General features: G+C 67.5%; 23 protein-coding genes. 13 read left to right on the top strand and 10 right to left on the bottom strand.

Translation table 11 applies throughout. The annotated features are described in order from the left end of the window. Together IXW21_RS09625 and ppgK are read right to left on the bottom strand one after the other, a co-directional pair. A partial coding sequence (locus IXW21_RS09625) for an amino acid permease (RefSeq protein ID WP_323742209.1) occupies positions 1 to 1108 on the bottom strand: 1108 nt, incomplete at its 3' end. A 318-nt stretch (positions 1109 to 1426) separates the two neighbouring features. Beyond that, positions 1427 to 2173 carry a polyphosphate--glucose phosphotransferase gene (ppgK, locus tag IXW21_RS09620; RefSeq protein ID WP_194764029.1) on the bottom strand — a complete coding sequence of 249 codons (747 nt, stop codon included), beginning with the start codon at positions 2171 to 2173 and terminating at the stop codon, positions 1427 to 1429. Positions 2174 to 2243: 70 nt separating this feature from the next. Here ppgK and IXW21_RS09615 point away from each other — a divergent pair, with 70 nt between their 5' ends. The 4 genes from IXW21_RS09615 to IXW21_RS09600 are packed head-to-tail and all read left to right on the top strand — an operon-like array spanning position 2244 to position 7756. Then, positions 2244 to 2459, top strand: a complete 216-nt coding sequence (locus IXW21_RS09615; RefSeq protein ID WP_194764028.1) for an SPOR domain-containing protein — start codon at positions 2244 to 2246, stop codon at positions 2457 to 2459. Positions 2460 to 2461: 2 nt separating this feature from the next. Next, the gene (gene glnA, locus IXW21_RS09610) at positions 2462 to 3799 is read left to right on the top strand and encodes a type I glutamate--ammonia ligase (RefSeq protein ID WP_194764050.1); all 1338 of its coding nucleotides are present in this window, start codon (positions 2462 to 2464) and stop codon (positions 3797 to 3799) included. A 9-nt stretch (positions 3800 to 3808) separates the two neighbouring features. Beyond that, positions 3809 to 6784, top strand: coding sequence for a bifunctional [glutamine synthetase] adenylyltransferase/[glutamine synthetase]-adenylyl-L-tyrosine phosphorylase (locus tag IXW21_RS09605; protein ID WP_194764027.1), 2976 nt, complete (start codon positions 3809 to 3811; stop codon positions 6782 to 6784). Positions 6785 to 6838: 54 nt separating this feature from the next. Next, complete coding sequence (locus tag IXW21_RS09600; protein WP_194764026.1) at positions 6839 to 7756, top strand: diacylglycerol/lipid kinase family protein; 918 nt, start codon at positions 6839 to 6841, stop codon at positions 7754 to 7756. Positions 7757 to 7762: 6 nt separating this feature from the next. On the opposite strand, the gene IXW21_RS09595 is transcribed toward IXW21_RS09600, so the two are convergent. Next, on the bottom strand, positions 7763 to 8917 hold the full coding sequence (locus IXW21_RS09595) for an AI-2E family transporter (RefSeq protein WP_194764025.1): 1155 nt from the start codon (positions 8915 to 8917) through the stop codon (positions 7763 to 7765). 129 nt (positions 8918 to 9046) lie between these two features. Here IXW21_RS09595 and IXW21_RS09590 point away from each other — a divergent pair, with 129 nt between their 5' ends. Next, positions 9047 to 9547, top strand: a complete 501-nt coding sequence (locus IXW21_RS09590; RefSeq protein ID WP_194764024.1) for a GNAT family N-acetyltransferase — start codon at positions 9047 to 9049, stop codon at positions 9545 to 9547. Positions 9548 to 9610: 63 nt separating this feature from the next. Here IXW21_RS09590 and glnA (IXW21_RS09585) read toward each other — a convergent pair whose 3' ends face one another. Further along, complete coding sequence (gene glnA / locus IXW21_RS09585) at positions 9611 to 11035, bottom strand: type I glutamate--ammonia ligase (RefSeq protein ID WP_194764023.1); 1425 nt, start codon at positions 11033 to 11035, stop codon at positions 9611 to 9613. Between the two features lie 160 nt (positions 11036 to 11195). On the opposite strand from glnA (IXW21_RS09585), the gene IXW21_RS09580 reads away from it, so the two are divergent. Next, positions 11196 to 11582: an RDD family protein gene (locus IXW21_RS09580; protein WP_194764049.1), complete on the top strand. Its 387-nt coding sequence runs from the start codon at positions 11196 to 11198 to the stop codon at positions 11580 to 11582. A 9-nt stretch (positions 11583 to 11591) separates the two neighbouring features. Here IXW21_RS09580 and IXW21_RS09575 read toward each other — a convergent pair whose 3' ends face one another. Then, positions 11592 to 12071, bottom strand: a complete 480-nt coding sequence (locus IXW21_RS09575) for an ATP-dependent zinc protease (RefSeq protein WP_194764022.1) — start codon at positions 12069 to 12071, stop codon at positions 11592 to 11594. Between the two features lie 25 nt (positions 12072 to 12096). On the opposite strand from IXW21_RS09575, the gene IXW21_RS09570 reads away from it, so the two are divergent. Then, on the top strand, positions 12097 to 13284 hold the full coding sequence (locus IXW21_RS09570) for a RimK family alpha-L-glutamate ligase (protein ID WP_194764021.1): 1188 nt from the start codon (positions 12097 to 12099) through the stop codon (positions 13282 to 13284). A gap of 63 nt (positions 13285 to 13347) precedes the next feature. Here IXW21_RS09570 and IXW21_RS09565 read toward each other — a convergent pair whose 3' ends face one another. Next, positions 13348 to 14058, bottom strand: coding sequence for a DUF4191 family protein (locus IXW21_RS09565; protein ID WP_194764020.1), 711 nt, complete (start codon positions 14056 to 14058; stop codon positions 13348 to 13350). Positions 14059 to 14220: 162 nt separating this feature from the next. Here IXW21_RS09565 and IXW21_RS09560 point away from each other — a divergent pair, with 162 nt between their 5' ends. Next, positions 14221 to 15750, top strand: a complete 1530-nt coding sequence (locus IXW21_RS09560; protein WP_194764051.1) for a hypothetical protein — start codon at positions 14221 to 14223, stop codon at positions 15748 to 15750. 11 nt (positions 15751 to 15761) lie between these two features. Here IXW21_RS09560 and sucB read toward each other — a convergent pair whose 3' ends face one another. From sucB to IXW21_RS09545, 3 genes are all read right to left on the bottom strand, one after another. Continuing rightward, positions 15762 to 17564 (bottom strand): 2-oxoglutarate dehydrogenase, E2 component, dihydrolipoamide succinyltransferase, encoded by a 1803-nt coding sequence (gene sucB / locus IXW21_RS09555; RefSeq protein ID WP_194764019.1) that lies wholly within the window; start codon positions 17562 to 17564, stop codon positions 15762 to 15764. A 67-nt stretch (positions 17565 to 17631) separates the two neighbouring features. After that, positions 17632 to 19005 (bottom strand): dihydrolipoyl dehydrogenase, encoded by a 1374-nt coding sequence (gene lpdA, locus IXW21_RS09550; RefSeq protein ID WP_194764018.1) that lies wholly within the window; start codon positions 19003 to 19005, stop codon positions 17632 to 17634. Between the two features lie 2 nt (positions 19006 to 19007). Beyond that, on the bottom strand, positions 19008 to 20480 hold the full coding sequence (locus IXW21_RS09545) for a leucyl aminopeptidase (protein ID WP_194764017.1): 1473 nt from the start codon (positions 20478 to 20480) through the stop codon (positions 19008 to 19010). A 106-nt stretch (positions 20481 to 20586) separates the two neighbouring features. Between IXW21_RS09545 and IXW21_RS09540 the strand changes: the two genes are divergently transcribed. The 3 genes from IXW21_RS09540 to IXW21_RS09530 all read left to right on the top strand — a co-directional run bounded on the left by IXW21_RS09540 (position 20587) and on the right by IXW21_RS09530 (position 23642). Beyond that, positions 20587 to 21528 carry a proteasome assembly chaperone family protein gene (locus tag IXW21_RS09540; protein WP_194764016.1) on the top strand — a complete coding sequence of 314 codons (942 nt, stop codon included), beginning with the start codon at positions 20587 to 20589 and terminating at the stop codon, positions 21526 to 21528. Between the two features lie 189 nt (positions 21529 to 21717). After that, positions 21718 to 22950: an RNA polymerase sigma factor gene (locus IXW21_RS09535; RefSeq protein ID WP_312168009.1), complete on the top strand. Its 1233-nt coding sequence runs from the start codon at positions 21718 to 21720 to the stop codon at positions 22948 to 22950. After that, the gene (locus IXW21_RS09530; RefSeq protein WP_194764015.1) at positions 22950 to 23642 is read left to right on the top strand and encodes a coenzyme F420-0:L-glutamate ligase; all 693 of its coding nucleotides are present in this window, start codon (positions 22950 to 22952) and stop codon (positions 23640 to 23642) included. Before IXW21_RS09535 ends, IXW21_RS09530 begins: the two co-directional genes overlap by 1 nt. Before the next feature lie 76 nt (positions 23643 to 23718). On the opposite strand, the gene IXW21_RS09525 is transcribed toward IXW21_RS09530, so the two are convergent. Next, complete coding sequence (locus tag IXW21_RS09525) at positions 23719 to 24735, bottom strand: sugar-transfer associated ATP-grasp domain-containing protein (protein ID WP_194764014.1); 1017 nt, start codon at positions 24733 to 24735, stop codon at positions 23719 to 23721. 80 nt (positions 24736 to 24815) lie between these two features. Here IXW21_RS09525 and IXW21_RS09520 point away from each other — a divergent pair, with 80 nt between their 5' ends. Continuing rightward, a complete protein-coding gene (locus IXW21_RS09520; protein ID WP_323742207.1) occupies positions 24816 to 25520 on the top strand; it encodes an alanine racemase C-terminal domain-containing protein in 705 nt (234 codons plus the stop codon). Then, on the top strand, positions 25517 to 26557 hold the full coding sequence (locus tag IXW21_RS09515; protein WP_194764013.1) for an alanine racemase: 1041 nt from the start codon (positions 25517 to 25519) through the stop codon (positions 26555 to 26557). The genes IXW21_RS09520 and IXW21_RS09515 overlap by 4 nt, the downstream gene beginning before the upstream one ends. Positions 26558 to 26565: the final 8 nt, after the last annotated feature.

Raw genomic sequence — 26565 nt, 5'->3', positions numbered from 1 at the left:
CGAAGATGCCCGAGCCGGGGGTGAAGAAGTTCACGAGGGTGGCGATGAGGCCGCCGATCGTCGAGGCGAGAAGCGCCATGACGGGAACGCCGCTCTTCGACTTCTTCGTCATGATCTTCGGCGCGAAGCCCTGCTCGGCGAGCGCCGAGAACATGCGCGACGCGGAGTACAGGCCGGAGTTCAGCACCGAGATCACCGCGGTGAAGATGACGAGCTGCATGATGACACTCGCTCCGGGGATGCCGAACTGCTCGAGCGCGTACGTGAACGGCGCGTTCGCGACGTCGGTCGGCACGGGGAGTTCGTCCCACGGAACCACCGTGACGATGATGAGCACGGAGCCGACGAAGAACAGCAGGATGCGCCAGATGATGGTGCTCGTCGCCTGACGGATGCCCTTGGCCGGATCCTCGGACTCGGCGGATGCCATCACGGCGATCTCCGTGCCGAAGTACGAGAAGATCACCAGCGCCACTCCTGTGAAGGCGACGCCGAAGCCGTTCGGCGCGAAGCCGCCGTGCTCCCACAGGTTCGAGATCGAGACCTCGGAGTTCGGCCACAGTCCGAAGGCGAACAGCAGACCGGCGCCGAGGAAGACGACGATCGCGAGCACCTTGACGCTGGCGAGCCAGAACTCGACCTCGCCGAAGGCGCGGACGGAGATGATGTTCGTGCCGACGAAGATGCCGATCAGGATCAGCGACCAGGCCCATGACGGGACCGCCGGGAACCAGCTCGCCATGGTCTCGCCGCCCAGCACCGCTTCGTAGGCGAGCACGCCGACCCAGAAGTACCAGTACAGCCATCCGACGAGATAAGCGGCCCAGTTGCCGAGACCCACTCGTGCGTACTCCATGAACGAGCCGATGGCCGGGCGCGACGCCGCCATCTCGCCGAGCATGCGCATGGCGAGGAACACGAGCAGCCCACCGATGAGATACGACAGCACGGCCGCGGGACCCACGGCGCGGATGACGTTTCCGGATCCGACGAACAGGCTCGCGCCGATGATCCCGCCGAGCGTGATCATCGTCACGTGACGGGATCGCAGCTTCTTGGCCTGCGGCCTGTCGACGGGCACCACCCCGGCTGTGGTGTCCGGTGACACCGGCCTGTCCCACGATGATTCGGATGATCCGTTCATCTCGATGCCGCCTTTCGTCACCACGCGGCCTCCACGTCGAGGCCGTCGTTCAGAGACACTTCTCCGACCGAGAATGACACGGCGGAGATGCCATGGTGCCACGTCGTCGCGGTGCCGCGCAGTATTCTCTCAGGCGGAGTGCGCGGGAACTCAGACTCAGCTGCCGAGTCGGCGGCGCGTGACTCCTGACGTCTCGTGGCTCCGGCGCACATCCGCCCCGCTCGGGACGAGCAGAAGGCCCCGCCGATCAGCGGGGCCTTCTGCTCTCTGCAGTCGTGGGGATCAGTCGCCGGCGAGGGATGCAGCGCCGATGATGCCCGAGTTGTTGCGGTGGATCGCCGGGACGATCGGGGTCTTGAGGTCGAGCAGGGGGAGGAAGTCGCCCGCGTTCTTCGACACGCCTCCGCCGACCACGAACAGGTCGGGGCTGAAGAGGAACTCGATGTGCGAGTAGAACTTCTGCAGGCGCTCGGCCCACTCGGCCCAGCTGAGTCCTTCGCGCTCGCGTGCCGAGGTCGCGGCGAACGTCTCGACCGACTCGTACTCGCCGAAGTTCAGGTGGCCGAGCTCGGTGTTCGGCAGCAGAACGCCGTCGTACAGGAAGGCGGACCCGATTCCCGTGCCGAGGGTGGTGAGCAGCGTGAAGCCGCGCACATCGCGCGCCGCGCCGTGACGGGCCTCGGCGACGCCGGCCGCGTCCGCGTCGTTCACGAAGACGATGTTGCGGCCCAGACCGTCGCGGAAGAAGCGCTCGGCGTCGAAGTCGATCCATTCCTTCGAGACATTGGCGGCCGAGAGCGTCTTGCCGCGCTTCACGATGGCGGGGAACGCCACACCGAGCGGAAGAGTCGAGTCGTGCACGTCGAGGGTCTTGAGAACCGTCTGCACGGCCTGCAGCACATCCTGGGGAGAAGCGCCCTCGGGAGTGGGTACGCGCACCCTGTCGGAGGCCATGATGCCGTGCTCCAGGTCGACGATGCCTGCTTTGATACCCGTGCCGCCGATGTCGACGCCGATCGCTTTTGCCATGCTCGATAGCTTAGCGACCGACGTCAGCGCCGATAGGATCGATGACACCACGTGAAGAAGGGGATCGGCCATGTCGAACGGCGATGAGAAGTACTGGTACAACCTGGAGACCGGCCAGGTGGAGTTCGGCATGATCTCCGCGTCCGCCGATCGCGTCGGGCCCTTCGACACCGAGGCCGAGGCATCTCGCGCGCCGGAGAAGCTCAAGGAGCGCTCGCGTGCATGGGCCGAGGAGGAAGCGGCCGAGAGCGGCTGGGACGCTGGCATCGGCAAGGGCGCTGAGTGACCGTGGACAAGCAGAGGGATTTCGTCCTCCGGACGATCGAGGAGCGCGGCGTCAAGTTCGTCCGCCTGTGGTTCACCGACGTCATCGGCACGCTCAAGTCCGTCGCCATCGCACCGGCCGAGGTGGAGGGCGCGTTTGCCGAGGGCATCGGCTTCGACGGCTCGGCCATCGAGGGTCTCACCCGTAGCTACGAGTCCGATCTGCTCGCGCAGCCCGACCCGACCACCTTCCAGACCCTGCCCTGGCGCGGCGAGATCGATCCGACCGCGCGCATGTTCTGCGACATCACGACCCCGGACGGTCGCCCGGCCGTGTCCGACCCTCGGCACGTGCTCAAGCGCACGCTCGCGAAGGCCGCCGACGCCGGATTCACGTTCTACACGCACCCCGAGATCGAGTTCTACCTGCTCAAGTCCTCGTCGTTCGGGCCCGAGGGGCCGGTTCCGGTCGACTCCGCGGGTTACTTCGACAACGTTCCCGGCGGCACGGCGCACGACTTCCGTCGCCGCTCGGTGCGCATGCTCGAAGACCTCGGCATCTCGGTCGAGTTCAGCCACCACGAGGGCGGTCCCGGCCAGAACGAGATCGATCTGCGCTACGCGGACGCGCTCACGATGGCCGACAACGTCATGACGTTCCGCACTGTGATCAAAGAGGTCGCGATCGAGCAGGGCGTGTATGCGACGTTCATGCCGAAGCCGCTCAGCGGTCACCCCGGCAGCGGGATGCACACGCACATGTCGCTGTTCGAGGGCGAGCGCAACGCGTTCTACGAAGAGGGCGCCAAGTACCAACTCTCGAAGACCGGCCGTCACTTCATCGCCGGGCTGCTGCGCCACGCCAACGAGATCTCCGCGGTCACGAACCAGTTCGTCAACTCGTACAAGCGACTCTGGGGCGGGGACGAGGCGCCGAGCTTCGTGACCTGGGGACACAACAACCGTTCCGCCCTCGTGCGCGTGCCGATGTACAAGCCCAACAAGGGCGGATCCTCGCGCGTCGAGTACCGCGCTCTCGACTCCGCCGCCAACCCCTATCTCGCATATGCGCTCATGCTCGCCGCGGGTCTCAAGGGCATCGAGGAGGAGTACGAGCTCCCGCCCGAGGCCGAGGACAACGTGTGGTCGCTGAGCGACGCCGAGCGGCGCGCGCTCGGCTACGCCGCGCTGCCCGCGAGCCTCGACCACGCTCTCGAGTACATGGAAACGTCGGAGCTCGTCGCCGAGACTCTCGGCGAGTCGGTCTTCAACTACGTGCTGCTGAACAAGCGCAAGGAGTGGGAGGCCTACCGTGGCCAGGTCACGCCGCTCGAGCTGAAGAACAACCTCGAACTCCTCTGACCTGCCGGCATGGCTCGATCAGACGACTCGGTCTCGCTCTCGGCACTCGCCCGGCTCGGTTTCGCCGAGCTGAGCGAGGCTGCCGCGAATCTCGCTGAGCTTGCCGAACTGCTCGACGTCGACCGGTTCGTCCTGCTCGACGGAGCTGTGGCTGCAGACCCCGACGCCGCCGTCGACGGGCTGTTGCGCGTCGCCCGCCGCGACCCGCAGCCGGTCGCGGCGCTCTTCGCGGACGCCGAGGCCCGCCGCAGCGCGTGGCGCGTGTTCGGCGCCTCCAGCGGGTTCGCGGACTTCTTCCTGCGGCACCCCGACCAGATCTCCATACTCGCGGAGCCGATCAGAGCCCTGCCCAGCGCGGATGAGCTGCGGCGTCGACTGCTCGACGCCGTGGGAGCTCGCGACGGATTCGCCGCAACGGGCGACGATGCGGCCGTGATCGCGCTGCGCGTCGCGTATCGCCGGAACCTCGCCGCGATAGCAGCGTTCGACCTCGCCGCGCATAATCCCGTGATGGTGCTGCCCGACGTCGCTGCGGCGCTGGCCGACATCGCGGGCGCCGCACTCGAGGCATCGCTCGCCGTCGCGAGAACGAAGACGGCCGAGACGCTGCGCCGCGAGCAGGTGGCTGCGACGCAGCTCGCTGTGATCGGCATGGGCAAGGCGGGCGCGCGTGAGCTGAACTACGTCAGCGATGTGGATGTGATCTTCGTCGGAGGGACGAGCGACGAACAGATCGTCGAGGAAGCGCGTGCGATCGACATCGCGACTCGCCTCGCGCGCGAGACCATGCGCGGCTTGAGCGGTATCGAGGTGGAACCCCCGCTCTGGGAGGTCGACGCGGCCCTGCGTCCGGAGGGCAAGCAGGGAGCGCTCGTACGGTCGCTGTCCTCGCACCTGGCCTATTACGACCGCTGGGCCAAGAGCTGGGAGTTCCAGGCTCTGCTCAAGGCGCGACCGCTCGCCGGTGATCCGGTGCTCGGCGGCGAGTACATCGCGGCGGTGCAGCCGAAGGTCTTCTCCAGCGCGGCCCGCGAGGACTTCGTCGACAGCGTGCAGCGGATGCGTGAGCGCGTGATGGAGTACATCGACCCGGCCGACGCTCCGTACCAGCTGAAGCTCGGTTCGGGAGGGCTCCGTGACATCGAGTTCACCGTGCAGCTGCTGCAGCTCGTGCACGGGCTCACCGACTCCCGTCTGCGCACGAGGGGGACGCTGGAGACCCTCGACGCGCTGGTCGACGGGGGATACATCGGGCGAGCAGAGGCTGGTACCTTCGCCGACGACTACTGCATCCTTCGGGTCATGGAGCACAGGCTGCAGCTCCGGGAGCTGAGTCGCACGCATCTGATGCCGCGGACGCCGGCCGGACTCCGGATACTCGCCCGCAGCTCGGGCCTCGCGGATTCCGGCGAGTCCATCTGGGCGCGCTGGGAGAGCGTGCGCCGTGAAGTGCGCGACATCCACACCAAGCTCTTCTACCGGCCCCTGCTCAGCGCGGTCGCTTCGCTGCCCGAAGAGGAGCGCACGCTCTCGACGGCGCAGGCTCATGACCGCCTGATGGCGATCGGGTTCCGCGATCCCGCGGGCGCCCTGCGGCACATCGGTGCTCTCACCACGGGTCTCAGTCGCAAGGCCACGATCCAGCGGCATCTGATGCCCGTCATGGTGCGATGGTTCGCCGACGGGAGCGACCCGGACTACGCGCTTCTCGCCTTCCGCCGCATCAGCGAGCGACTCGGCGAAACGCCGTGGTTCCTGCGCATGCTGCGTGACTCCTCGGGCGCCGCCGAGAGTCTCACGCGACTCCTGTCTTCATCGCGCTACGTCGGCGAACTCATGGAGTGGATTCCCGAGTCCGTCGCATGGCTCGACAGCAGCGACCTCCTGCGGCCCCGCAGCGGTGCTGCGATCGACGAGGAGGCCAGGGCGATCCAGACCCGTCACGAGTCGATCGGGGGCGCCCTGCAGGCCGTGCGCGCGCTGCGGCGGAGGGAGCTGCTGCGCACCGCGATGGGCGGTGTGCTCGATGTGCTGACGATCGAGGAGATCGCACGGTCGCTGACCGAGATCACCGAGGCGACGATCCAGGCGGCGCTGCGTGCCGTGCGGCGGGAGATCGTCCCCGATGCCGATGACGCGCTGGACTTCGCCGTGATCGCGATGGGTCGCTTCGGGGGAGCGGAGCTGGGGTTCGGTTCCGACGCCGACATCCTCTACGTCTACGACGCGAACGGAGTCGACCCGCAGAGGGCGCAGTCGCTGGCGACGCGCATCGTCGCGGGCCTGCGCGAGCATCTCACCGATCATCGGGTGCCGCTGGACCTCGATGCCGACCTGCGTCCGGAGGGGCGAAACGGCCCCGTCGTCCGCACGCTCGACGCATATGCCGAGTACTACCGCCGATGGTCCCTCTCGTGGGAGGCGCAGGCGCTTCTGCGCGCGCGTGGCGTCGCCGGCAGCGCCAAGCTCATCGCCCGGTTCACCGACCTCGCCGACAGCATCCGCTATCCGGCGACGATCGACCTGCAGGGCACACGCGAGATCAAACGGATCAAGGCCCGCGTCGAGGGCGAGCGGCTGCCGCAGGGCGTGGACCCCAGACGGCATCTCAAGCTCGGTCCTGGCACCCTGAGCGACGTCGAATGGCTGGTCCAGCTGCTGCAGCTGCAGCATGCGTACGACGTCCCGGCGCTGCGCACCACGTCGACGCTCGGCGCCCTCGATGCTGCGGTCGACGCCGGGTTCGTGCCGCCGGAATCCGCCGAGCTGCTGCGCGACGCATGGCTGCTGTCGAGCCGTCTGCGGTCGGCGATCACTCTCTATACGGGCAAGACCAGCGACGTCCTGCCGACCGAACCCCGCGATCTCGACGCGGTGGGTCGTCTGCTCGGGTACCCCGATCGTTCGGCGAGCGTGCTGGACGACGACTACCTGGGCGTGACGCGGCGCGCCCGCAGAGCATTCGAGGACCTCTTCTACGGCTGATGTCGTGCGGGCGCGTCGTTTGCCTTTTCAGCCCCTGTCGAACAGGCTGAGCGCATGACGATCTCGAAGCTTGGTGTGATCTGGAACCCCTCGAAACTCGACGGGGATGATCTGCGCAGCGCTGTGGCCGACGCCTTCCCTGAGGCGGAGCCGCAGTGGTGGGAGACCACGGTCGACGATCCGGGACACGGGATGGCCTCCGCCGCGGTCGAAGCGGGGTGCGATGTCGTGATCGCCGTCGGCGGCGACGGCACCGTGAGAGCAGTGGCCGAGGCGGTCGCCGGCACGGACACGGCTCTGGGCATCGTGCCTCAGGGCACCGGCAACCTCCTCGCCCGTAACTTGGATGTTCCGCTGAACGACATTCCCGCGGCGTTGCGTCGGGTGCGCGACGCGGAACCCCGCAAGATCGACATCGGCTGGGTCGACCACGACGGCACCGAGCACGCGTTCGTCGTCATGGTCGGATTCGGCATCGATGCCCAGATGCTCGTCGAGACCGATGACGATCTGAAGAGCCGGGCCGGCTGGATCGCGTACGTCGAGGCGATGGGGCGGGCTCTTGCGGGCACCGAGATGACCGATATCACGCTCACGCTCGACGATGGGGAGCCCCAGGGGCTCCGCGGCCACACCATGCTGATCGGCAACTGCGGGATGCTGCAGGGCGGAATCCGCCTGCTTCCGGACGCCCTCATCGACGACGGGCAGCTCGACATGCTGCTCGTAAGTGCTGACGGTCCGCTCCAGTGGCTCGACACGGTCCGTTCTTTCATCTGGGAGAACGGGATCCGTCGTGCCTTCGGCGCGGTCGACCAGGCCGTGAGCACGGAGTCGACGACGCATGTCGCCGCGGAACGTATCACGGTGACGCTCGCGTCGCCGCAGACGTTCGAGATCGATGGTGAAGAGGTCGGAGAGATCTCGGAGTTCTCTGTGCGCGTTCAGGCGGGCGCGCTCACAGTGCGCTGAGTGCTGTCACCGTTCGCTGAGCGTTCCCGGGGGGACGACCTTGCTGTCCTGAGTGGGGAACACGACCTTCTGCACGATGATGATGACGCTGGCTGCGACGGGAATCGCGACCAGCGCGCCCAGGATTCCGCCGAGAGCACCACCGGCCACGGCGGCGATGACGACGAGCGCGCCGGGAACGGCCACTGCCTTGTTCATGATGCGCGGAGACAGGACGTACGCCTCGATCTGCATGTACACGAGGTAGTAGACGAACGCGATCAGTGCGGTGACAGGGCTCACGATCAGACAGATCAGCGAGTTGATGATCGAGGCGCTCAGGGTGCCGACGAGCGGGATCATCGAGCCGATGAAGGCGATCAGGGCGAGCAGAGCAGGCACCGGTGCGCCGATGATGCTCAGGAAGATCAGGCTCAGGACGCCGTTGACGAGCGCGAGACTTGCCTGACCGATCACGTACCGCCCCACCGCGCCCGAGACGTCGTCGAGGAGGCCACTGAACGTGTCGCGCTGGTAGGCGGGCACGAATCGGGACGCGACGCCCTTCATGCTGCGCAGTGACGCCATGAAGTAGAGCGTGAGGATGAGCACGATCGTGACGCCGGTGAATCCGCCGGCGATCCCTGCACCGACCGCGAACACTCCGCCGCCGATGTCGGCGAGGTTGCCCGGATCCTGCAGGAACGACAGGACCCCGTTCGCCGCGTCTTCGAACGTCGACCCGAACTGGGAGTTGAGGTCCTTGAACCAGGCCGACGCCATGATGTCCTTGACCATCTGCGGGCCGTTCTCGATCAGGTTCGCGACCTGCTCCACGAGGATGGGCACGATCGCCAGGATGATGCCCGCGAAGGCGAGCACGACCCCGGCGACGACGATCGCGACGGCGGCCGGACGCGGAAGTTTGCGCTCGAGGAAGGCGACGATCGGGTCGAGGCCGAGGGCGAGGAAGATCGCCACTCCGATGTAGACGAGTACGGTCGCGAGCTGGTTGACGATCCCGCCGAGCATCAGGGCCACCAGCACGCCGAGAGCGCCGAGGAGACCGTACATGAACGGGTTGATGCGAGCTATCGCCGCGGCTGCGGTCTTCGGCTGCGCCGGGGGAGTCTCGGAGGTGAAGACCCTCTTCGACTGCGGCTTGTCGTGCTTGCGGCGCATTGCGGCCCCCACTGTGTTCGATCGGACCCCTCAGTTGACCAGTCGCACAGGACGAAAGCAAGCGCGACACGGTCACGTGCGGTCGCGGGGCGCGTCGCGCATGTCCGTGGCCTCTGCCATCATTCGTCCATGGAGACGATCACGCTGCGCCCCTGGTCGGCCGATGACATCAGTCTGCTTCGGCTGGCGAACAGCGGCGAGATGACAGCCCATCTGAACGGCCCCGAAACCGAGGAGCAGCTGGCGGCACGCAGCGCCCGGTACCTGCGTCTGCGGGCGACGGGCGAAGCACGGATGTTCGTGATCGAGGATGACGCGACACGAGCGGTCGGGTCCATCGGCCACTGGATGACTGAGTGGCGGGATGAGCCGGCACTGGAGACGGGATGGTTCGTCGTTCCCGAGGCGCAGAGACGAGGGATCGCGTCGCGCGCCCTGCGCCTGCTGATCGATGACGCTCGTGTCCATCGTGACGGACGTCGATTTCTGACGGCTTTCCCGTCGGTGACGAACCCGGGCTCGAACGCTCTGTGCCGTCGTGGTGGCTTCGCGCTCGTCGGCTCGATCACCGAGACCTTCCGAGGCGCAGAGCTGACGATGAACGAGTGGGTGCTCGACCTCGAGGCATGATCGCGGCGTACACGGGAAGAGCCCGTCAGGCGGACCTGACGGGCTCTTCTGCGGGGGTCCGGATCAAACGCCGTAGTACAGCTCGAACTCGAACGGGTGCGGGCGCTGGGCCATCGGCAGGATCTCGTTCTCGTACTTGTAGGAGATCCAGGTCTCGATGAGCTCCTCGGTGAACACGCCGCCCTCGAGCAGGAACGCGTGGTCCTGGCGCAGGGCCTCGAGCGAGTCCAGCAGGGAGTTCGGGACCTGCGGGATGTTCTTCGCCTCCTCGGGCGGCAGCTCGTAGAGGTCCTTGTCGACCGGCTCGTGCGGCTCGATGCGGTTCTTGATGCCGTCGAGACCCGCCATGAGCTGTGCGGCGAACGCGAGGTACGGGTTGCCCGAGGCGTCAGGCGCGCGGAACTCGATGCGCTTGGCCTTGGGGTTGGAGCCCGTGATCGGGATGCGGATCGCGGCCGAGCGGTTGCCGGCCGAGTAGACCAGGTTGACCGGAGCCTCGAAGCCCTTGACCAGGCGGTGGTAGCTGTTCAGCGTGGGGTTCGTGAACGCGAGCAGTGCCGGGGCGTGGGCGAGGATTCCACCGATGTACCAGCGGGCGATGTCGCTGAGCTGGCCGTAGCCGGCCTCATCGTAGAACAGCGGCTTGCCGTCGCTCCAGAGCGACTGGTGCGTGTGCATTCCCGAGCCGTTGTCGCCGTACAGCGGCTTCGGCATGAACGTGGCGGTCTTGCCCCACTGGTCTGCCGTGTTCTTGACGATGTACTTGAACTTCAGGATGTCGTCGGCCGCGTGCACCATGGTGTCGAAGCGGTAGTTGATCTCCTGCTGACCCGCGGTGCCCACCTCGTGGTGCGAGCGCTCGAGGATGAAACCGGCGTCGATCAGCTTGAGCGTGATGTCGTCGCGCAGGTCGGCCGTCTTGTCGACGGGGGAGACGGGGAAGTAGCCGCCCTTGTACGGCGTCTTGTTGCCGAGGTTGCCGCCCTCTTCCTCGCGGCCGGTGTTCCACGCCGCCTCTTCCGAGTCGACCTTGTAGAAGCTCTCACCGGCGGTGACCGAGTAGCGCACCTCGTCGAAGATGTAGAACTCGGCCTCGGGAGCGAAGAATGCGGTGTCGGCGATTCCGGTGGACGCGAGGTACTTCTCGGCGTTCTTGGCGACCTGACGCGGGTCCTTCGAGTAGATCTCGCCGGTGCGCGGGTTGTAGATGTCGAAGATCATGACGAGGGTGCTGGCCTCGCGGAACGGGTCGATGTACGCCGTCGTGACATCGGGGATGAGCTGCATGTCGGACTCGTGGATGCTCGCGAAGCCGCGGATCGAGGAGCCGTCGAACAGCTGTCCGTCGGTGAAGAAGTCCTCGTCGACGGTGGAGGCGGGGATGTTGAAGTGCTGCTGGACACCAGGGAGGTCGGTGAATCGGATGTCAAGGAACTTGACGTCGTTCTCCTTGATGTAGGCGAGCACCTCGGACGAATCTTTGAACATGTACGACTCCTGGATTGCGGATCGATGGCTTCACGGCCATTGTGCACAGTACGTGCAGGGCGTTACCCCACGGTATCGACTTTGTTTCGGGGATGTTACGCGCCGGTAGGCTTATGACGTGACGGATGCCGCTGATACGTACCCCGGAGAACGACTCGGAATGCCGGAGGCGGGACCCGGAAGCATCGCCCGCCCGGGGCGCCGGATCGGGGCCCTTCTGATCGATTACGCCGCGGCGACGATCATCGCGACGGGATTCCTCGGCTTCGATCAGTTCGCGCTGCCCAGCGAGGCGGGTCTCACGCAGTTCGCTCCGCTGGCGGTGTTCGCGCTGCTGCAGATCCTGTTCATCCCGACCGCGGGCGGAAGTCCCGGTCACAGAATCCTCGGTATGCGGGTCATCCGATTCTCGGGCGGCTGGGTCGGAGTCTGGCGGCCGATCGTCAGGACGCTCCTGATCGTCGTTGTCATCCCCGCCGTCATCTGGGATGCGGATCAGCGCGGGTTGCATGACAAGGCATCCGGGCTGGTGCTGATCCGGGCCTGAGAGGTCGGGTCAGTCCCTGCCGCGATTGCGCCGTCGCGCCTCACGCGGTGCGCGACCCCCGACGAACGACCGCGCCGGGTCGACGACGTAGCCCTGACGCAGCGCCTCGCGCCCGATCAGCATGCGGAAACCCATCTCGTCGCGGTTGCTCAGAGTGACCTCGGCGAGCACCTCGCGGTCGTAGAGACGGATGAGCAACTCGACGACATAGCGTCGCTGTGCATGGCCCGACGAGCTGCGCACCTCGCGCCGATCGTGCACGGGTGACTCGACGACGACCGAGTCCTCCTGGCTGTCCTGCCAGGGCTTGACCTGGAATCTCACCCACGACGCGCCGTCGCGCTCGAACTCGTGGATATCGAATGCGTGCAGCGAAGAAGTGCGTGCTCCCGTGTCGATCTTGGCTTTGATCCAGTCGACGCCGAGATCGGGCAGGCTCACCCATTCTCGCCACCCGATAAGAGTGTTTGAATGGGATGACTTGCTCACCCGACCATCCTGGCAGGAAATCCCCGTGAAGATCGCAGTGCTCTCCCGTGCGCCGCAGGCGTACTCCACCCAACGACTGCGCGCGGCCGCGTTGCAGCGCGGCCACACCGTCAAGGTGCTCAACACGCTGCGATTCGCGATCGATCTCACCGCAGACGAACCCGACCTGCACTACCGCGGACGTCAGCTCAGTGACTACGACGCGATCCTCCCGCGCATCGGCAACTCCATCACGTACTTCGGCACCGCTGTGGTGCGTCAGTTCGAGCAGATGGACGTCTACACGCCGAACACGGCGAACGGCATCTCCAGCGCACGTGACAAGCTCCGCGCCAACCAGATCCTCTCCCGACACAACATCGCGATGCCTCCCACCGCGTTCGTGCGCAACCGCGCCGACGTGCGCCCCGCGATCGAGCGCGTCGGCGGTGCGCCCGTCGTCATCAAGCTGCTCGAGGGCACCCAGGGCATCGGCGTGATCCTCGCGCCTCAGGTCAAGGTCGCCGAGGCGATCATCGAGACGCTCCACTCGACCAAGCAGAACGTGCTGATCCAGAAGTTCATCTCCGAGAGCCGGGGTCGCGACATCCGCGCCCTCGTCGTCGGCGACCGGGTCGTCGCGGCGATGCGTCGCTCCGCTGCGGGCGACGAGTTCCGCTCGAACGTGCACCGTGGCGGCTCGGTCGAGGCCATCGAGCTCGACCCGGTGTACGAGCGGGCCGCCGTGCGGTCCGCCCAGATCATGGGCCTGAGGGTCGCCGGGGTCGACATGCTCGAGGGCGAGGACGGTCCCCTCGTGATGGAGGTCAACTCCTCGCCGGGGCTGCAGGGGATCGAGACCGCGACCAAGCTCGATGTGGCCGGGGCGATCATCGACTACATCGCCGGTCAGGTGGCGTTCCCCGAGATTGACGTCCGCCAGCGGCTCACGGTCTCGACGGGCTACGGCGTCGCCGAGCTGATGGTGCACGGCGCTGTGGACCTCGTCGGGAAGACCCTGGGCGAAGCGGGGCTCTGGGAGCGTGACATCACGGTGCTGACCCTGCACCGTGGAGTCAGCGTGATCCCGAATCCTCGTAAGCACGTCGTGCTCGAGGCCGACGACCGTCTGTTCTGCTTCGGCAAGCTCGACGAGATGCGATCCATGATCCCCGAGCGTCGTCGGCGCCGCGCCAAGGTGCGCCGGCTCCCGCGTCAGCCGCTCTCTGAGTGAACGACGAAACGCGGCCGCCCTCCGAGGAGGACGGCCGCGCTTCGTGCGTGCGGGTGGTCGGGATCAGCGCGGACGCTGAGCGCGGACCTTCGTCGGGTCGATTCCCTTCGGGATCGGAAGCGACGAGATCGACTGGGACACGGATTCGATGCGACGGAGCACCGCGCCCATGGTCGCCTTGTCGATCGTCTTCGGAAGCTTCTTGATCGTCTTCGCGAGGTCGGCGATGCGAAGGTCGTCTTCGCCGGTGCCGACGTAGAGGACGGTGACCGGCACGCCGTGTGCGACACGAGCAGCCTTGCTGCGCTCATCGTTCACCAGTCGCGTGAGGCGGCCTCGAGCGCCTTCGCCGACCACGACGACGCCACCGCGACCGACGGTGCGGTACACCGCGTCCTGGGTCTTCGGGTTGATGCCGACAGGGGCATCGGTCGCTGACCAGTGGCGGCCGAGGCTGGTGCTCATGACATGCCCGGCCGCGCCGGGCCTGCCTTCGATCTTCTGGTACATCGCAGAGGTCGACAGGCGGGTCATCAGGAACATCGATCCGAGCACGCCGACCATGAGTCCGGAGATCGCCCACAGGATGAGCGTCCAGATCTGGAAGGGCGGGATGAGGTAGCCGACGATGAGGCCGAGGAGCACGCCCAGCACCAGCAGGGCGATCTGAGCCCAGGGAAGCCACGGGTACACCTCACGGGTGAACCTGAAGAGGGACTTGATCTGGGAGAAGAACCCGGGGCGCTTCTCGGGCGCGGGCGTGCGGTTTGCCATGCTTCCAAGAATACCGATTGCCCGGGGTCTTCATGACCTCGTTCGCGTGAGGCGGATTCGCCTCGGCGGCAGTGCTTCTGCACCGGTCGGACGTCGGAGCGAATCAGCGCACATTGGTGCGGAATGCCTCTGCCATCACGCCGGAGACGATGGGATGGACGGATGCGCAGCGCGGACGTTCATCATGACACCACCATGCTGGTGCCGGGTGCCCACAGGGTCATCCGGCTCCTCGATGTCGACGAAGGGCCCTACGCGGGAGCCCTCGTCACGGATCGTGAGTCTGTGGCGGTTTTGACGGATGCCGACACTCTGAGCGGGTGGGCGGGGTGGGGGCACGCGGGTGATGAGCATGTCGCGGGTCCGCTGGACGTCGTACGCCGCAGCGACGGACATGATGTGCTGCTGCCCTGGTGCACCGAACGCGTGGCAGTCTTCCTCGGGCGCCGCGAGGCTGTCGCAGAACTCCTCTCCGCGGGGGAGGTGAGCACGCTCGTCGGCAGCCTGCTGCGCGGCCTCGACGAGCTCGGTCGCTCACCCTCGGGCACCGAGACCGGAGAGTGGTGGCTCTCCGACCGAGGCCGCCCGCTGTTCGTCATCGGTCACGGCGACGACGCGCGGGTGGCGGCGGCGACACTCATCGACCGGGTCCACAGGACCACGCTCGATCGCATCTCGGCGAGACTCCTGGCGTCGATCCGGGAGGGGCTGCAGAAAGACGCCCAGCGACCGGGTGCTCCCACCCGACAGCTCCAGCTCTGGGAGGGCGAGCTCTTCTCGATCGCCGCCCCGCGTCCGCTGCGGCGTGACACCCATGCTCCGGAACGGGCCAGAGACAACGAGATGGCGCGCAGCCTGCGCGCGGCGCCCATCGAGACCCGGCGCGATGCGCGAGCGGCAGCGCGGGGGATCGAGGCCGGGGAGCGGTCGGGAGTCGTTCATGCGGTGCGTCTCGCAACGATCGCAACGATCACATCGGTGCGCGAGACGACGCGATGGATCGCGCGCTGTCGCTCTCGGTTCGTCACGTCGGGTCGCCGGATGGCGACCGATCACGCCATGTCAGAGAGTGCCCAGGGGCGGCGTGAAGGCGTTGAGAGGGCATCCGCCCGTCCCCTGCGCCGCTTCATCGTGGCCGGCGCAGCCGGGGCCATGATCCTCGCCGGTGGTCTGCTCTGGCCCGGCGGTGCGACGGGCGAAGCTCCCGCCGTGGACGGTGCAGCGATGAGGGATGACGGGCGCGATGTGGAGATCGCTGCGGAACCGGGACGCGAAGAGGCGACGCGCTCACCCTCCGCGCCTGCTCCGCAGGCGACGACCGCCGACGATGGGGCGGAGGATTCGGGGCCCGACGTTCCGGATCTCGACGATCCGGTGAGTGCGGCACCGGCGCTGCTGTCGGCGGTGTACGCGTGCGCAGAACAGGGTGATCAGGCGTGTGTCGAGGCCGTCGCTCCGGGATCTACGGCGGTGAACGATATTCTCGCCACCGAGAAGAAGGGCTCGCGCGCACAGCAGGTGCAGGTGTCGCTCGTCGATGAGTACGGCGACGTCGCTGTGGTACGGGTCTCGCCTGCCTCATCCGGTGCGACCGCATCGTCGTCGAGCGGCGAGAGGATGCTCGTGCTCGTCCGACCGGAAGAGAAATGGCTGGTCCGCGACGCCTACGACGTCGCGGACCAGCCAGGGTGATGCTGTGTCGGTCAGGCTCCGAGCTGAGCGGCGAACTGCGCCGACTCGAGACGGGCCTTGACGGCGCCCAGGAAGCGGGCGGCATCCGCTCCGTCGATGATGCGGTGGTCGTACGAGAGTGCGAGGTACACGTAAGAGCGGACGGCGATAGCGTCAGCCCCGCCGACCTTGACCAGACCCGGGCGCTTGACGACGGTACCCGTGCCGAGGATCGCCGACTGCGGGAGGAACACGACGGGAGTGTCGAACAGCGCGCCACGCGAACCGGTGTTGGTCAGCGTGAACGTTCCACCGGCGAGCTCGTCGGGCTTCAGCTTGTTGTCGCGGGTGCGGGCAGCCAGATCGGCGATCTCGTGAGCGATCTCGGCGATGTTCTTCGACGCCGCGTCGCGCAGCACCGGCGTGAGCAGGCCACGCTCGGTGTCGACCGCGATCGACACGTTCTCGGACTCGGGGTAGACGATGTTCTCGCCGTCGACCGTGGCGTTCACGATCGGGAAGGCGCGAAGCGCTTCAGCGGCAGCGAGTGCGAAGAACGGCAGGAACGACAGCTTGTCGCCGGTCTTCTCGAGGAACGAGCCCTTGACGCTGTCGCGGTATTCGGCGAGAGCCGTGACGTCGACCTCGACGACGGTCGTCAGCTGAGCCGTCTGCTGCATCGACTCCACGGCACGCTTGGCGAGTACCTTGCGCAGTCGCGACATCGGCTGCGTGGTTCCACGCAGCGGCGACGTCTCGAGCGGCGCAGGTGCTGCCGGCGCAGCCGACGCGGGCGCCGAGTTGGCGGTCTCGGCAGCCTTCAGCACGTCTTCCTTGCGGATGCGGCCGCCGACTCCGGTTCCGGTCACGCTCGCGAGGTCGACGCCCTGCTGAGAGGCCAGGCGGCGAACCAACGGGGTGACGTACAGGTTGTCGCTCTCGGTGGGCAGCGACAGCTTCTGCTCGGATTGTGCAGGAGCTGCGGGGGCCGGTGCTGCGGCGGGGGCCGGCGCTGCTGCGGGGGCCGCTGCTGCTTCGGGAGCGGGTGCTGCTTCGGGAGCCGGTGCTGCTGCGGGAGCGGGGGCTGCTGCGGGAGCGGGTGCCTCTGCGGGAGCGGCGGGTGCCTCTTCGGGAGCGGCCGGTGCCTCTGCAGCCGGAGCGGCGGCCGGGGCAGCGGCGGGAGCTGCGCCGGAGCCGACGCGCGCGAGCACGGCGCCGACGGCGACTGTCTCGTCTTCGGCGGCGACGATCTCCTGCAGCACGCCGGCGACCGGCGACGGGATCTCGGTGTCGACCTTGTCCGTGGAGATCTCGAGGAGTGCCTCGTCGACCTCGACGTTGTCGCCGACCTGCTTCAGCCAGCGGGTGACGGTGCCTTCGGTCACACTCTCACCGAGCTCCGGGAGGACGATGTCCTTCGCGTCGCCGGAGGGCGCCGCCTGCGATGCCTCCGCAGCAGGCGCCTCGGCAGCAGGTGCCTCGGCAGCAGGTGCCTCGGCTGCAGGTGCCTCGGCTGCGGGCGCGGCCTGCTCGGCGGGAGCCGCGTTCTCTTCGGCGGGGGCGGCCGCAGGAGCGTCAGCAGCGGGTGCTGCAGCGCTGCCGTCACCGATGCGCGCGAGCAGCGCGCCGACCTCGACGGTCTCGTCTTCGGCGACCAGGATCTCCTCGATCACACCGGTCACGGGGGAGGGGATCTCGGTGTCGACCTTGTCGGTCGAGATCTCGAGCAGGCCCTCATCCGCCTGGACGGTGTCTCCCACCTGCTTGAGCCAGCGGGTGACCGTACCCTCTGTGACGCTCTCGCCGAGAGGGGGGAGGACGACGGATGTGCTCATGACTGAGTCTCCTTCAAGAAGTTAAATGACGCGTGACTAGCTTAGTGAACTGCGCACCGGTTGGTGTTCAGAGGGTGTGGAGGGGCTTTCCGGCGAGGGCGAGGAAGGCTTCGCCGAGCGCTTCGCTCTGCGTGGGGTGCGCGTGGATCAGGGGTGCGATGTCCTCCGGATGCGCTTCCCAGGCGACGGCCAACTGACCCTCGGTGATGAGCTCGCCCACACGGTCGCCCAGCAGATGGACGCCCACGACCGGCCCGTCCTTCAGCCGCACGACCTTGACGAGCCCAGTCGTGCCGATGATCTCGCTCTTGCCGTTGCCGGCGAGGTTGTATTCGTACGCGACGACGGCGTCCGCACCGTGTTCCGCGACGGCGGCTTCCTCGGTCACGCCGACCGAGGCGACCTCGGGACTCGAGTACGTCACCTTCGGGATCTGCACGTCGGGGACGTTCGCCGGCGAGAGTCCCGCGATCCGCTCTGCGACGGCGATTCCCTGCTGGAAGCCGCGATGCGCCAGCTGAAGCCCCGGGGTGATGTCGCCGACTGCCCATATACCGGGAACACCGGTGCGCAGATCCGCGTCGACCGTGACGAACCCGCGCTCAAGGGTGACTCCCGCCTCCTCGAACCCGAGGTCGGCCGTCACCGGACCGCGGCCGACCGCGACGAGGAGGTAGTCGGCCGAGAACTCCTTGCCGTCTTCGAGGGTCACGGTGACCGACCCCTCGTCCTGGGAGGCGGACTGGAAGCGGGTGCCGAGCGAATACTGGATGCCGCGGCGACGGAAAGCACGCTCCAGGCCCTTGCTCATGGCGATGTCCTCGTTGGGGACGAGGTGCGGCAGAGCCTCGATGATCGTGACCTCGGTGCCGAACGAGCGCCACACGCTCGCGAACTCGACGCCGATGACGCCACCGCCGAGGATCAGCACGCGCTCGGGGATGACATCGAGAGCCAGCGCCTGCTCGCTCGTCAGGATGCGCCCGCCGATCTCGAGGCCCGGCAGCGTGCGGCTGTACGAGCCGGTGGCGAGGATGATGTCGGTGCCGACATAGACGTCATCGCCCACGCTGACCGAGCGATCGGCGTTGAGCCGACCCAGTCCGGCGACGGTGGTGGTGCCACGTGCCTTCACGAGTCCTTCGAGACCCTTGTACTTCTTCGCGACGATGCCCTCGCGGTAGGCGCGGACGCCCGCGGGATCGATGCCCTCCAGCGTCGCGGAGATGCCGACGTGCGCGGCGTCGCGCACGTGCTCCGCGACCTCAGCGGCATGCAGCAGCGCCTTCGTGGGGATGCATCCGCGGTGCAGACAGGTGCCGCCGACCTTGTCCTTCTCGATGAGGGCGACGGACTTGCCGAGCTCGCTCGCACGCAGGGCGGCCGCATAGCCGCCGCTCCCGCCTCCCAGGACGACGATGTCGAAGGTGTGCGTTGTCATGGTCATGCCTCCTGGTGGGATGCGTCGGCGAACGCGATGATCGATCGGACCATGGCGCCCGTGGGGCCCTTGTCGGTGAAGCCGTACGGCGCACCGTTGTGCTCGCCGGATCCGGCGATGTCCAGATGCACCCACGGGATGCGCGGTGCGTCCTTCTCGTCCGAGACGCGACCGACGAACCGACGCAGGAAGAGTCCGGCGTACGACGCCCCGCCCATGCGGTCGCTCATGTTCGCGTTCTGCATGTCGGCGATGGGGGAGTCGAGGGAGTCCTCCATGTGGTCGGGCAGTGGCATGTGCCAGGCGAGCTCGTCGGCGGCCTCCGCCGCGGCGAGGAACTCCTTCACGGCCCCGTCGTCGCCGAAGACGCCGGTGTGGCGGTGGCCGAGGGCCATGACGATCGCGCCGGTCAGCGTCGCGACGTCGATGATCACATCGGGATTCTCTCGACTCGCGGCGACCAGACCGTCGGCCATGACCAGTCGGCCCTCGGCATCCGTGTTCGGAACCTCGACCGTCGTGCCGTCCAGCATCCTGATGACGTCGCCCGGGCGCAGCGCTCGACCCGACGGCATGTTGTCGGTGATGCACAGCCAGGCGGTGACGCGCACCGGGAGGCCCAGAGTGGCGATCGCCCGCACCGCCGCGACGCTCGTCGCGGCCCCCGCCATGTCGAACTTCATGCCGACCATCGACGCCGCGGGCTTGAGGGACAGGCCGCCGGTGTCGAACGTGATGCCCTTGCCGACCAGTGCGATGTGGCGGATCGCGTTCTCGGGCGCGTAGTCGAGGCGCACCAGACGTGCGGGGCGGTCGGATCCCTGTGCGACACCGAGGATGCCCCCGAAGCCCTGCTCGGCGAGCGCCTTCTCGTCCAGGATCTCGACCGTGACGTCGAGGCCTGCCACGCTGTCGGCGGCGCTCTGCGCCAACTGCGCGGGACTCTGCCACTCCGCCGGCACGAACACGAGATCCTTGACGAGCGCGACGGCTTCTCCTGCGGCGACGGCGCGCGCCAGCAGGGTCTCATCGAGATCCGCGTGCAGGATCACCGACGTCGCGCGGCTCTTGCCCGCGTCGCGGCGGTAGCCCTCGAAGCGGTAGCCGCCGAGCACGGCTCCCTCTGCGGCGGCATCCGCGAACTCCTCGAGTCCGGGGGCCAGGCCCAGGGAGACGGTCGCGAATCCGGTCAGCGATCGCAGGGCGGCGCCGACCGCGGTGCGCACAGTGCCGGCGTCAGGGGTGCGTCCGACGCCGACGACGGCGAAAGGAAGATCGGTGACGTCCGGGGCGTACACGCGGGTGAACGCGGAGGCGGACCCGGTGAAGCCCACAGCCGCGAGGGAAGCGGCGAGTCCGGGGTGACCGGACAGCGACTCGGAGGAGTCCGAGATGTCGGCGATGACGAGCACTGCGGCGTCTGCAGCGCTTCCGGGGAACTGATCTGAGGTGCGCGAGAGCGCGGGAAGCGTCATGTCCTCCATCCTACGGATCGACACGGGCGGGATCGCGGAGCGGAGTGTTCGCTCTCAGCATGACGCCCGCAGCCCTCCCGTCGGAACGTGCTCGTAGCATGGAGACATGCCCTTCTCCGGAGACATCCATGAACGTGTCGCGAACGCGCCGGCTGTGCCGCGCGGGCTGCCGCTTGTCCTGCTCCTGACGGGCTTCACCGACGCCGGCAACGCCGTCTCCGGCCTCATCGAGCACCTGCGTGAGACCACGTCACCGCAGCCGATCGCGGTGTTCGACAACGACGTCCTGCTCGACTACCGCGCTCGACGCCCGGTGATCTCGTTCGACCAGGATCACCTCACCGAGTTCCGGCCCGCACGGCTCGAGCTGTCGCTCGCGACCGATGCACTCGGCCAGAAGTTCCTGCTGCTGTCCGGCTACGAGCCCGACTTCGCCTGGAACGAGTTCGCGCGCACCGTGCTCGAGCTCGCGGATGAGTTCGAGGTCTCGGGACTCAACTGGGTCCATTCGATCGCGATGCCGGTGCCGCACACCCGCCCGATCGGCACCACGGTGAGCGGCAACCGCCGCGAGCTCTCGATCGCGCACTCGGTCTGGCGGCCGCGCACTCAGGTGCCGGCCACCGCCGGTCACCTGCTCGAGTTCCGGTTCGCCGAGCGCGGGGATCGCGTGGTCGGTTTCGTCCTCCTCGTGCCGCACTACCTCGCGGAGACCGAGAACCCGGATGCGGTGATCACTGCCGCTGAACGCCTGATGGCGGCGACGGGGCTGGTGCTGATGCTCGACGAGATCCGTGAGAGCCGTGAGGCCTACGTGAACCGGGTCGACGAGCAGGTGATCGGCAACGATGAGCTGCAGCAGATGGTCCACGGACTCGAGCGTCGTTATGACGCCTACATGGCGGGACGTGATCCGGAGGACGGCAGCTTCGATGAGGGCGGCTTCAACGAGAGGGACCTCCCCAGCGCCGACGAGCTCGCCGCCGAGCTCGAGAGGTACCTCGCTTCTCGTCCCAGCGGTGACGACGACAAGCAGGGGCGAGGCTGACCGTCGAGCGACGTCGGACGACGCATCGCGGAGCCGAACTCGGCTGTAATGCACCCGCATCCCCACACGTATGCGATACTAGGACTCTGACCCGTTGTCAATCGATCTTTTCGGAGATCCGACTTGACAAGGGTCTTACTAGTGTCCGAAAAGTCCCGGGGTCGTCAGCGGCCCCGTGAAAGGCGAAACGTGACTCCTGCCACGACAAAGAACACCCGGACGAAGAAGACCGCTGAAGCTCCGGAGGGCGAGGCGAAGGTCGAGGAGGTGGCTGAGAAGCCTGCCCCGAAGACCGCCGCGCAGCGCGCCGCTGCGAAGCGCGCCCCCGCGAAGAAGAAGAAGGCGGACGACATCGTCGAAGATGACGAGGCTCCCGTCGCAGAGGCGGCTGAGGAGGAGGACGAGGACTCCAAGCCCAAGTTCACCGAACCGCTGCCCACCGGCGCGATCGTCATCTCGTCGAACGACGATGAGGACGTCCCGGTCTACTCGACCCAGATCACCGGCGCCACCGCCGATCCGGTCAAGGACTACCTGAAGCAGATCGGAAAGGTCGCGCTCCTCAACGCGGCCGAAGAGGTCGAGCTCGCGATGCGCATCGAGGCCGGTCTGTTCGCGGAGGAGAAGCTCTCCGCGATGTCGGCCGCCGAGAAGACGAGCCAGCTCGGACTCGACCTGCAGTGGGTCGCCCGCGACGGACAGCGCGCGAAGAGCCACCTGCTCGGTGCCAACCTCCGTCTCGTCGTCTCCCTCGCCAAGCGCTACACCGGTCGCGGCATGCAGTTCCTGGACCTGATCCAGGAGGGCAACCTCGGTCTGATCCGCGCGGTCGAGAAGTTCGACTACACCAAGGGCTTCAAGTTCTCGACCTACGCCACCTGGTGGATCCGTCAGGCGATCACCCGCGCGATGGCCGACCAGGCCCGCACCATCCGCATTCCCGTGCACATGGTCGAGGTCATCAACAAGCTCGCGCGCGTGCAGCGTCAGATGCTCCAGGACCTGGGTCGCGAACCCACTCCCGAAGAGCTGAGCCGCGAGCTCGACATGACGCCGGAGAAGGTCGTCGAGGTGCAGAAGTACGGTCGCGAGCCGATCTCTCTGCACACCCCTCTCGGAGAAGATGGAGACAGCGAGTTCGGTGACCTCATCGAGGACACCGAGGCCGTCGTTCCCGCGGATGCCGTCGGGTTCACGATGCTGCAGCGCCAGCTCGAGCAGCTGCTCGACTCGCTGTCCGAGCGCGAAGCGGGAGTCATCCGCATGCGTTTCGGACTCGGCGACGGTCAGCCGAAGACGCTCGACCAGATCGGTGACACGTTCGGCGTGACGCGTGAGCGCATCCGCCAGATCGAGTCGAAGACGATGGCGAAGCTGCGCCACCCGAGCCGCTCGCAGTCGCTGCGGGACTACCTCGAGTGATGCAGGCGAACGAAGGCAAGGCTCTCGAAGCGACGGTCGACGGCACCAGCTACGCTCGTATCCCGTTGAAGACGCGAGTCGTGATGCCGAACGACGACCTCGACGCCGTCATCACGGAGTACGCGAAGGATGCCGTGCAGCCGGGCGACCTGCTGTTCGTGACCGAGAAGATCGTGGCGATCACGCAGGGTCGGTCGTACCGCCTCGACGAGATCACGCCGCGACCCCTCGCACGTTTCCTCTCGAGGTACGTGGTGCGCACGTCGTACGGGATCGGCCTCGGCATGCCCGAGACCATGGAGATGGCGCTGCGCGAGTGCGGCACTCTCCGCATCCTGTTCGCAGCCGGAGTCTCGGTGATCACCAAGGCGTTCGGTCGACGTGGCGACTTCTATCGCATCGCCGGCGACAAGGCGCGCGCGATCGACGGACCGACGAAGAACACGATCCCTCCCTACAACGAGGCCGTGGTACTCGGACCGAAGAACCCGCGTGAGGTCGCCGTCCGTGTGCAGAAGCTGGTCGGCGCCGACGTCGACGTCGCGGTCGTCGACATCAACGACATCGGCGGGAACATCCTCGGTTCGACGCTCGACAAGGCCGGCGAACGTCGCCTCGTCCAGATCCTCGGCGACAACCCGCTCGGTCAGGCGACGCAGTCCACGCCGATGGGCATCGTCCGCGCGGTCTGACCGCGACTGCGTGATCTGACACGACGAAGGCCCGGATGCACGAGCATCCGGGCCTTCGTCGTGCCGTCGCCGCGGCTCAGAAGCCGATCGCGGCCTGATAGCGCGGCTTGTGACCGGTGCGGATGCCGGTGACGCTGGGCTTGTTCTCGTACACGCCAGCGCCCCAGTTGCCTTCGACGAGCACCGGACCCTCCGGAGTGACGACGATGTCCCACCCCACGTACTGCACCTGCGGGACGACCCTGGCGGCCTGGTCGACGAACTTCTTCACCTCGTCGATCATCGGCAGCTGGAACTCGGCGATCGGGAAGCCCGAGTCCGGGTGCGTCACGTGGACGTGCCCGTGCGAGTCGTAGCCGGGACCCACCGAGTGGCCGTTCTCGTCGAGCATCGTGTAGAAGCCGCCGAAGCTCATCTGGTCGCTCACGGCGCCGCGGCCGAACTTTTGGGCCATGGCGAGGATGTGGGTCTTCTCACCGTCGAAGAACGCCGTGACGCGGGTGGTGTTGACGGTTCCGGGGCACACGGCCGCGAGATCGGCGTGCTGACGGATGACCTCCTCGACGAGAACCTGGTTCTTGCCGAGCAGCTCGGCGTGGAATGCGTTCCAGTCGGTGACGTCGGCGGCGTGGTAGCGGTGCACGCCCGTGCCCGCCTGGCCGTGGGTCTCCTTGACGACGATCGTGCCCTGTCGCTCGGTGAAGTCGCGAAGCTCGTCGGCATTGCCTTCGACGATCATCATCCACTCGCGCTTGAGGAGAGCGTCGAAGCGTCCGTTGAACTCGGCCTTGTCGTGGAAGAGGTGGCGGTAGTCGGGGTGATCGTACTTCTGGGAGATCTCGTTCGAGACCGGGTGCGTCATGTACGTGTCGCGCTCCGCCTTGGTGAGGATGGCGAAGTCGTAGTCGATGTAGTCCTGGAAGCCGACGTTGTGGCGACCGGCCGACCACAGCATGTCCGCGACCACGACCGGCACGGCCTTGCCGTGCTGCGCAGAGGCTTCCTTGGCCCGCTCGACGACCGAGGCGACATCGATGCGACGGGCGCGCGCGAGCAGATAGCGGACGCGGGGCACGGGGGAAAAGCGTGACATGGATCTCCAGGGTCGGGTACCGCACCAGTCTACGGGGGAGGCTCAGGGCAACCTGGAAGGCCCGGGTTAGGCTGGAGGGCGTGTGTGAGACGACTTCCTCCTCCCGCCCGCGCGCGATGATCTCCCGATCTGCTCTCGCCTCGGGCGCGTCGGCAGCTGTGGCCGCCGGCGGGCACCTGGCAGACCTGCGGCGCGACGCCTGGGGGCACGGAGTGCTCGCCGTCGCCCACGCGGTCACCGCGGCGGGTGCAGGCGCCGTGCTCGTGGATTCGGAGGAGGAGGCCGAGACACTGGCGCTCGAGGGGATCGAAGCGATCACCGACGGGACCGCCGACATCGATGCCCGTCTGCTCTATGGTCTGCCTGACGGCGAGGGCGCGCTCCGGACGAGGCCCGTGATGCGTCTGGTCGGGCGCGTTCTGTCGACGAAGCCGCTCAAGGCGGGCGACGCGGTCTCCTACGGCTACACCTACCGCGCGACCCAAGCCACGACCGCAGCCCTCATCACCGGGGGCTACGCGCAGGGGGTCGTGCGCGCGCTCGGCAACGCGGCGCACGTCGAGATCGGGGGAGCCGTCCTCCCGATCGTCGGGCGTGTCGCGATGGACGTCTGCGTCGTCGATCTCGGAGTGCACGAGGTCTCCGTCGGCGCCGAGGCCACGTACTTCGGCGGCACCGGTGCGGTGGCGCCCGCACTCGCCCGCTGGAGCGCCATCACGGGGCTCTCGGTGTCGGAGCTGATCACCGTCGCGGGCACCCACGCCGACCGGGGGTGGGAGGCATGAGTCGTCCCGAGCTGCGGTTGCACACCGATCGACTCGTCGCGAACATCCGTGCGGTGCGTGAGCGGATCGCTCCCTCGCAGCTGATGATGGTGTTCAAGGATGACGCGTACGGTCACGGATTGACCTGGGCGGTGGAGTCGGCGCGAGACGCAGGGATCGAGTGGTACGGGTCGTACGACATCGCCAGCGGCGTCGAGATGCGACGCCTGCTGGGATCCGACGGTCGGATCTTCGCCTGGGTGACATCGACGGATGAGGAGATCGACGAAGCCCTGGCGCATCACATCGACCTCGGCGTCGGAACCGCGGAGTACCTCGATCGCGTCATAGAGCGGGCGAGGGTGCTCGGCACGCGCGCGCGGATCCATCTCAAGATCGATTCGGGTCTGCACCGCAACGGCCTGCTGCCGGAGGAGTGGGAGGGCACCGTCGCGGTCGTCCGCGCTGCGGAGCGCGAGGGGCTCGCCGCGTTCGTCGGCATCTGGAGTCACCTCGCGGAGGCCAGCGACGCCGAGGACGACGACGCGCGCTCGGTTTTCCTCGAAGCCGTCCGCGTGTCCGGCGAGTCCGGCGCGACTCCTGAGGCGCTGCACCTGACCGCCTCGGCGGCGTCGTGGTGGCGTCCGGAACTCCGGGGCTCCCTCTCGCGGGTCGGAGCCTTCTGCTACGGCATCCGATCGGCTGAGGGGCCGGAGCTCGACGGGATCGCGCCCGTCGCCGAGCTGTCGGCCGCGGTGACTCGAGTGCGCCGCGATGACGTGGTGATCGCGATCGGTTCCTTCGACGGCATCCCGTCGACGCTCGCCGGCGCCGAGGTCGGGACGCCGGCCGGAGCCCGAGTGCTGCGGAGCGTCGGCGAGACGTCGTCTGTCGTGGCCGGCTGGCCCGGGGCCGCGGTGGGCGACGAGGTCACGCTGTTCGGCCGCGGCGAGTACGGCGAGCAGAGCGCGACCGGGCTGGCCGAGCGGATCGACACGGTGGGCGAGGAGATCCTCACGAGGCTCACCCCCCGCGTGCGGCGCGTCATCGTCTCATGACGCGAAGA

This window comes from Microbacterium sp. UFMG61, assembly GCF_015354505.1.
Lineage (GTDB): Bacteria > Actinomycetota > Actinomycetes > Actinomycetales > Microbacteriaceae > Microbacterium.
Note: the sequence above shows the minus strand (reverse complement) of the source record. Positions and strands in the feature narration are given on the sequence as shown.

Bases quoted from the DNA above. Each gene is read 5' to 3' on its own strand.
- IXW21_RS09540 (WP_194764016.1), top strand. From the start codon at position 20,587: ATGCCCTTCTCCGGAGACATCCATGAACGTGTCGCGAACGCGCCGGCT.
- IXW21_RS09615 (WP_194764028.1), top strand. From the start codon at position 2,244: ATGTCGAACGGCGATGAGAAGTACTGGTACAACCTGGAGACCGGCCAG.
- sucB (WP_194764019.1), bottom strand. From the start codon at position 17,564: ATGAGCACATCCGTCGTCCTCCCCCCTCTCGGCGAGAGCGTCACAGAG.
- IXW21_RS09600 (WP_194764026.1), top strand. From the start codon at position 6,839: ATGACGATCTCGAAGCTTGGTGTGATCTGGAACCCCTCGAAACTCGAC.
- IXW21_RS09545 (WP_194764017.1), bottom strand. From the start codon at position 20,480: ATGACGCTTCCCGCGCTCTCGCGCACCTCAGATCAGTTCCCCGGAAGC.
- glnA (WP_194764023.1), bottom strand. From the start codon at position 11,035: ATGTTCAAAGATTCGTCCGAGGTGCTCGCCTACATCAAGGAGAACGAC.
- IXW21_RS09590 (WP_194764024.1), top strand. From the start codon at position 9,047: ATGGAGACGATCACGCTGCGCCCCTGGTCGGCCGATGACATCAGTCTG.
- IXW21_RS09560 (WP_194764051.1), top strand. From the start codon at position 14,221: ATGCGCAGCGCGGACGTTCATCATGACACCACCATGCTGGTGCCGGGT.
- IXW21_RS09595 (WP_194764025.1), bottom strand. From the start codon at position 8,917: ATGCGCCGCAAGCACGACAAGCCGCAGTCGAAGAGGGTCTTCACCTCC.
- lpdA (WP_194764018.1), bottom strand. From the start codon at position 19,005: ATGACAACGCACACCTTCGACATCGTCGTCCTGGGAGGCGGGAGCGGC.
- IXW21_RS09605 (WP_194764027.1), top strand. From the start codon at position 3,809: ATGGCTCGATCAGACGACTCGGTCTCGCTCTCGGCACTCGCCCGGCTC.
- IXW21_RS09525 (WP_194764014.1), bottom strand. From the start codon at position 24,735: ATGTCACGCTTTTCCCCCGTGCCCCGCGTCCGCTATCTGCTCGCGCGC.
- IXW21_RS09565 (WP_194764020.1), bottom strand. From the start codon at position 14,058: ATGGCAAACCGCACGCCCGCGCCCGAGAAGCGCCCCGGGTTCTTCTCC.
- IXW21_RS09515 (WP_194764013.1), top strand. From the start codon at position 25,517: ATGAGTCGTCCCGAGCTGCGGTTGCACACCGATCGACTCGTCGCGAAC.
- ppgK (WP_194764029.1), bottom strand. From the start codon at position 2,173: ATGGCAAAAGCGATCGGCGTCGACATCGGCGGCACGGGTATCAAAGCA.
- IXW21_RS09580 (WP_194764049.1), top strand. From the start codon at position 11,196: ATGCCGGAGGCGGGACCCGGAAGCATCGCCCGCCCGGGGCGCCGGATC.
- IXW21_RS09530 (WP_194764015.1), top strand. From the start codon at position 22,950: ATGCAGGCGAACGAAGGCAAGGCTCTCGAAGCGACGGTCGACGGCACC.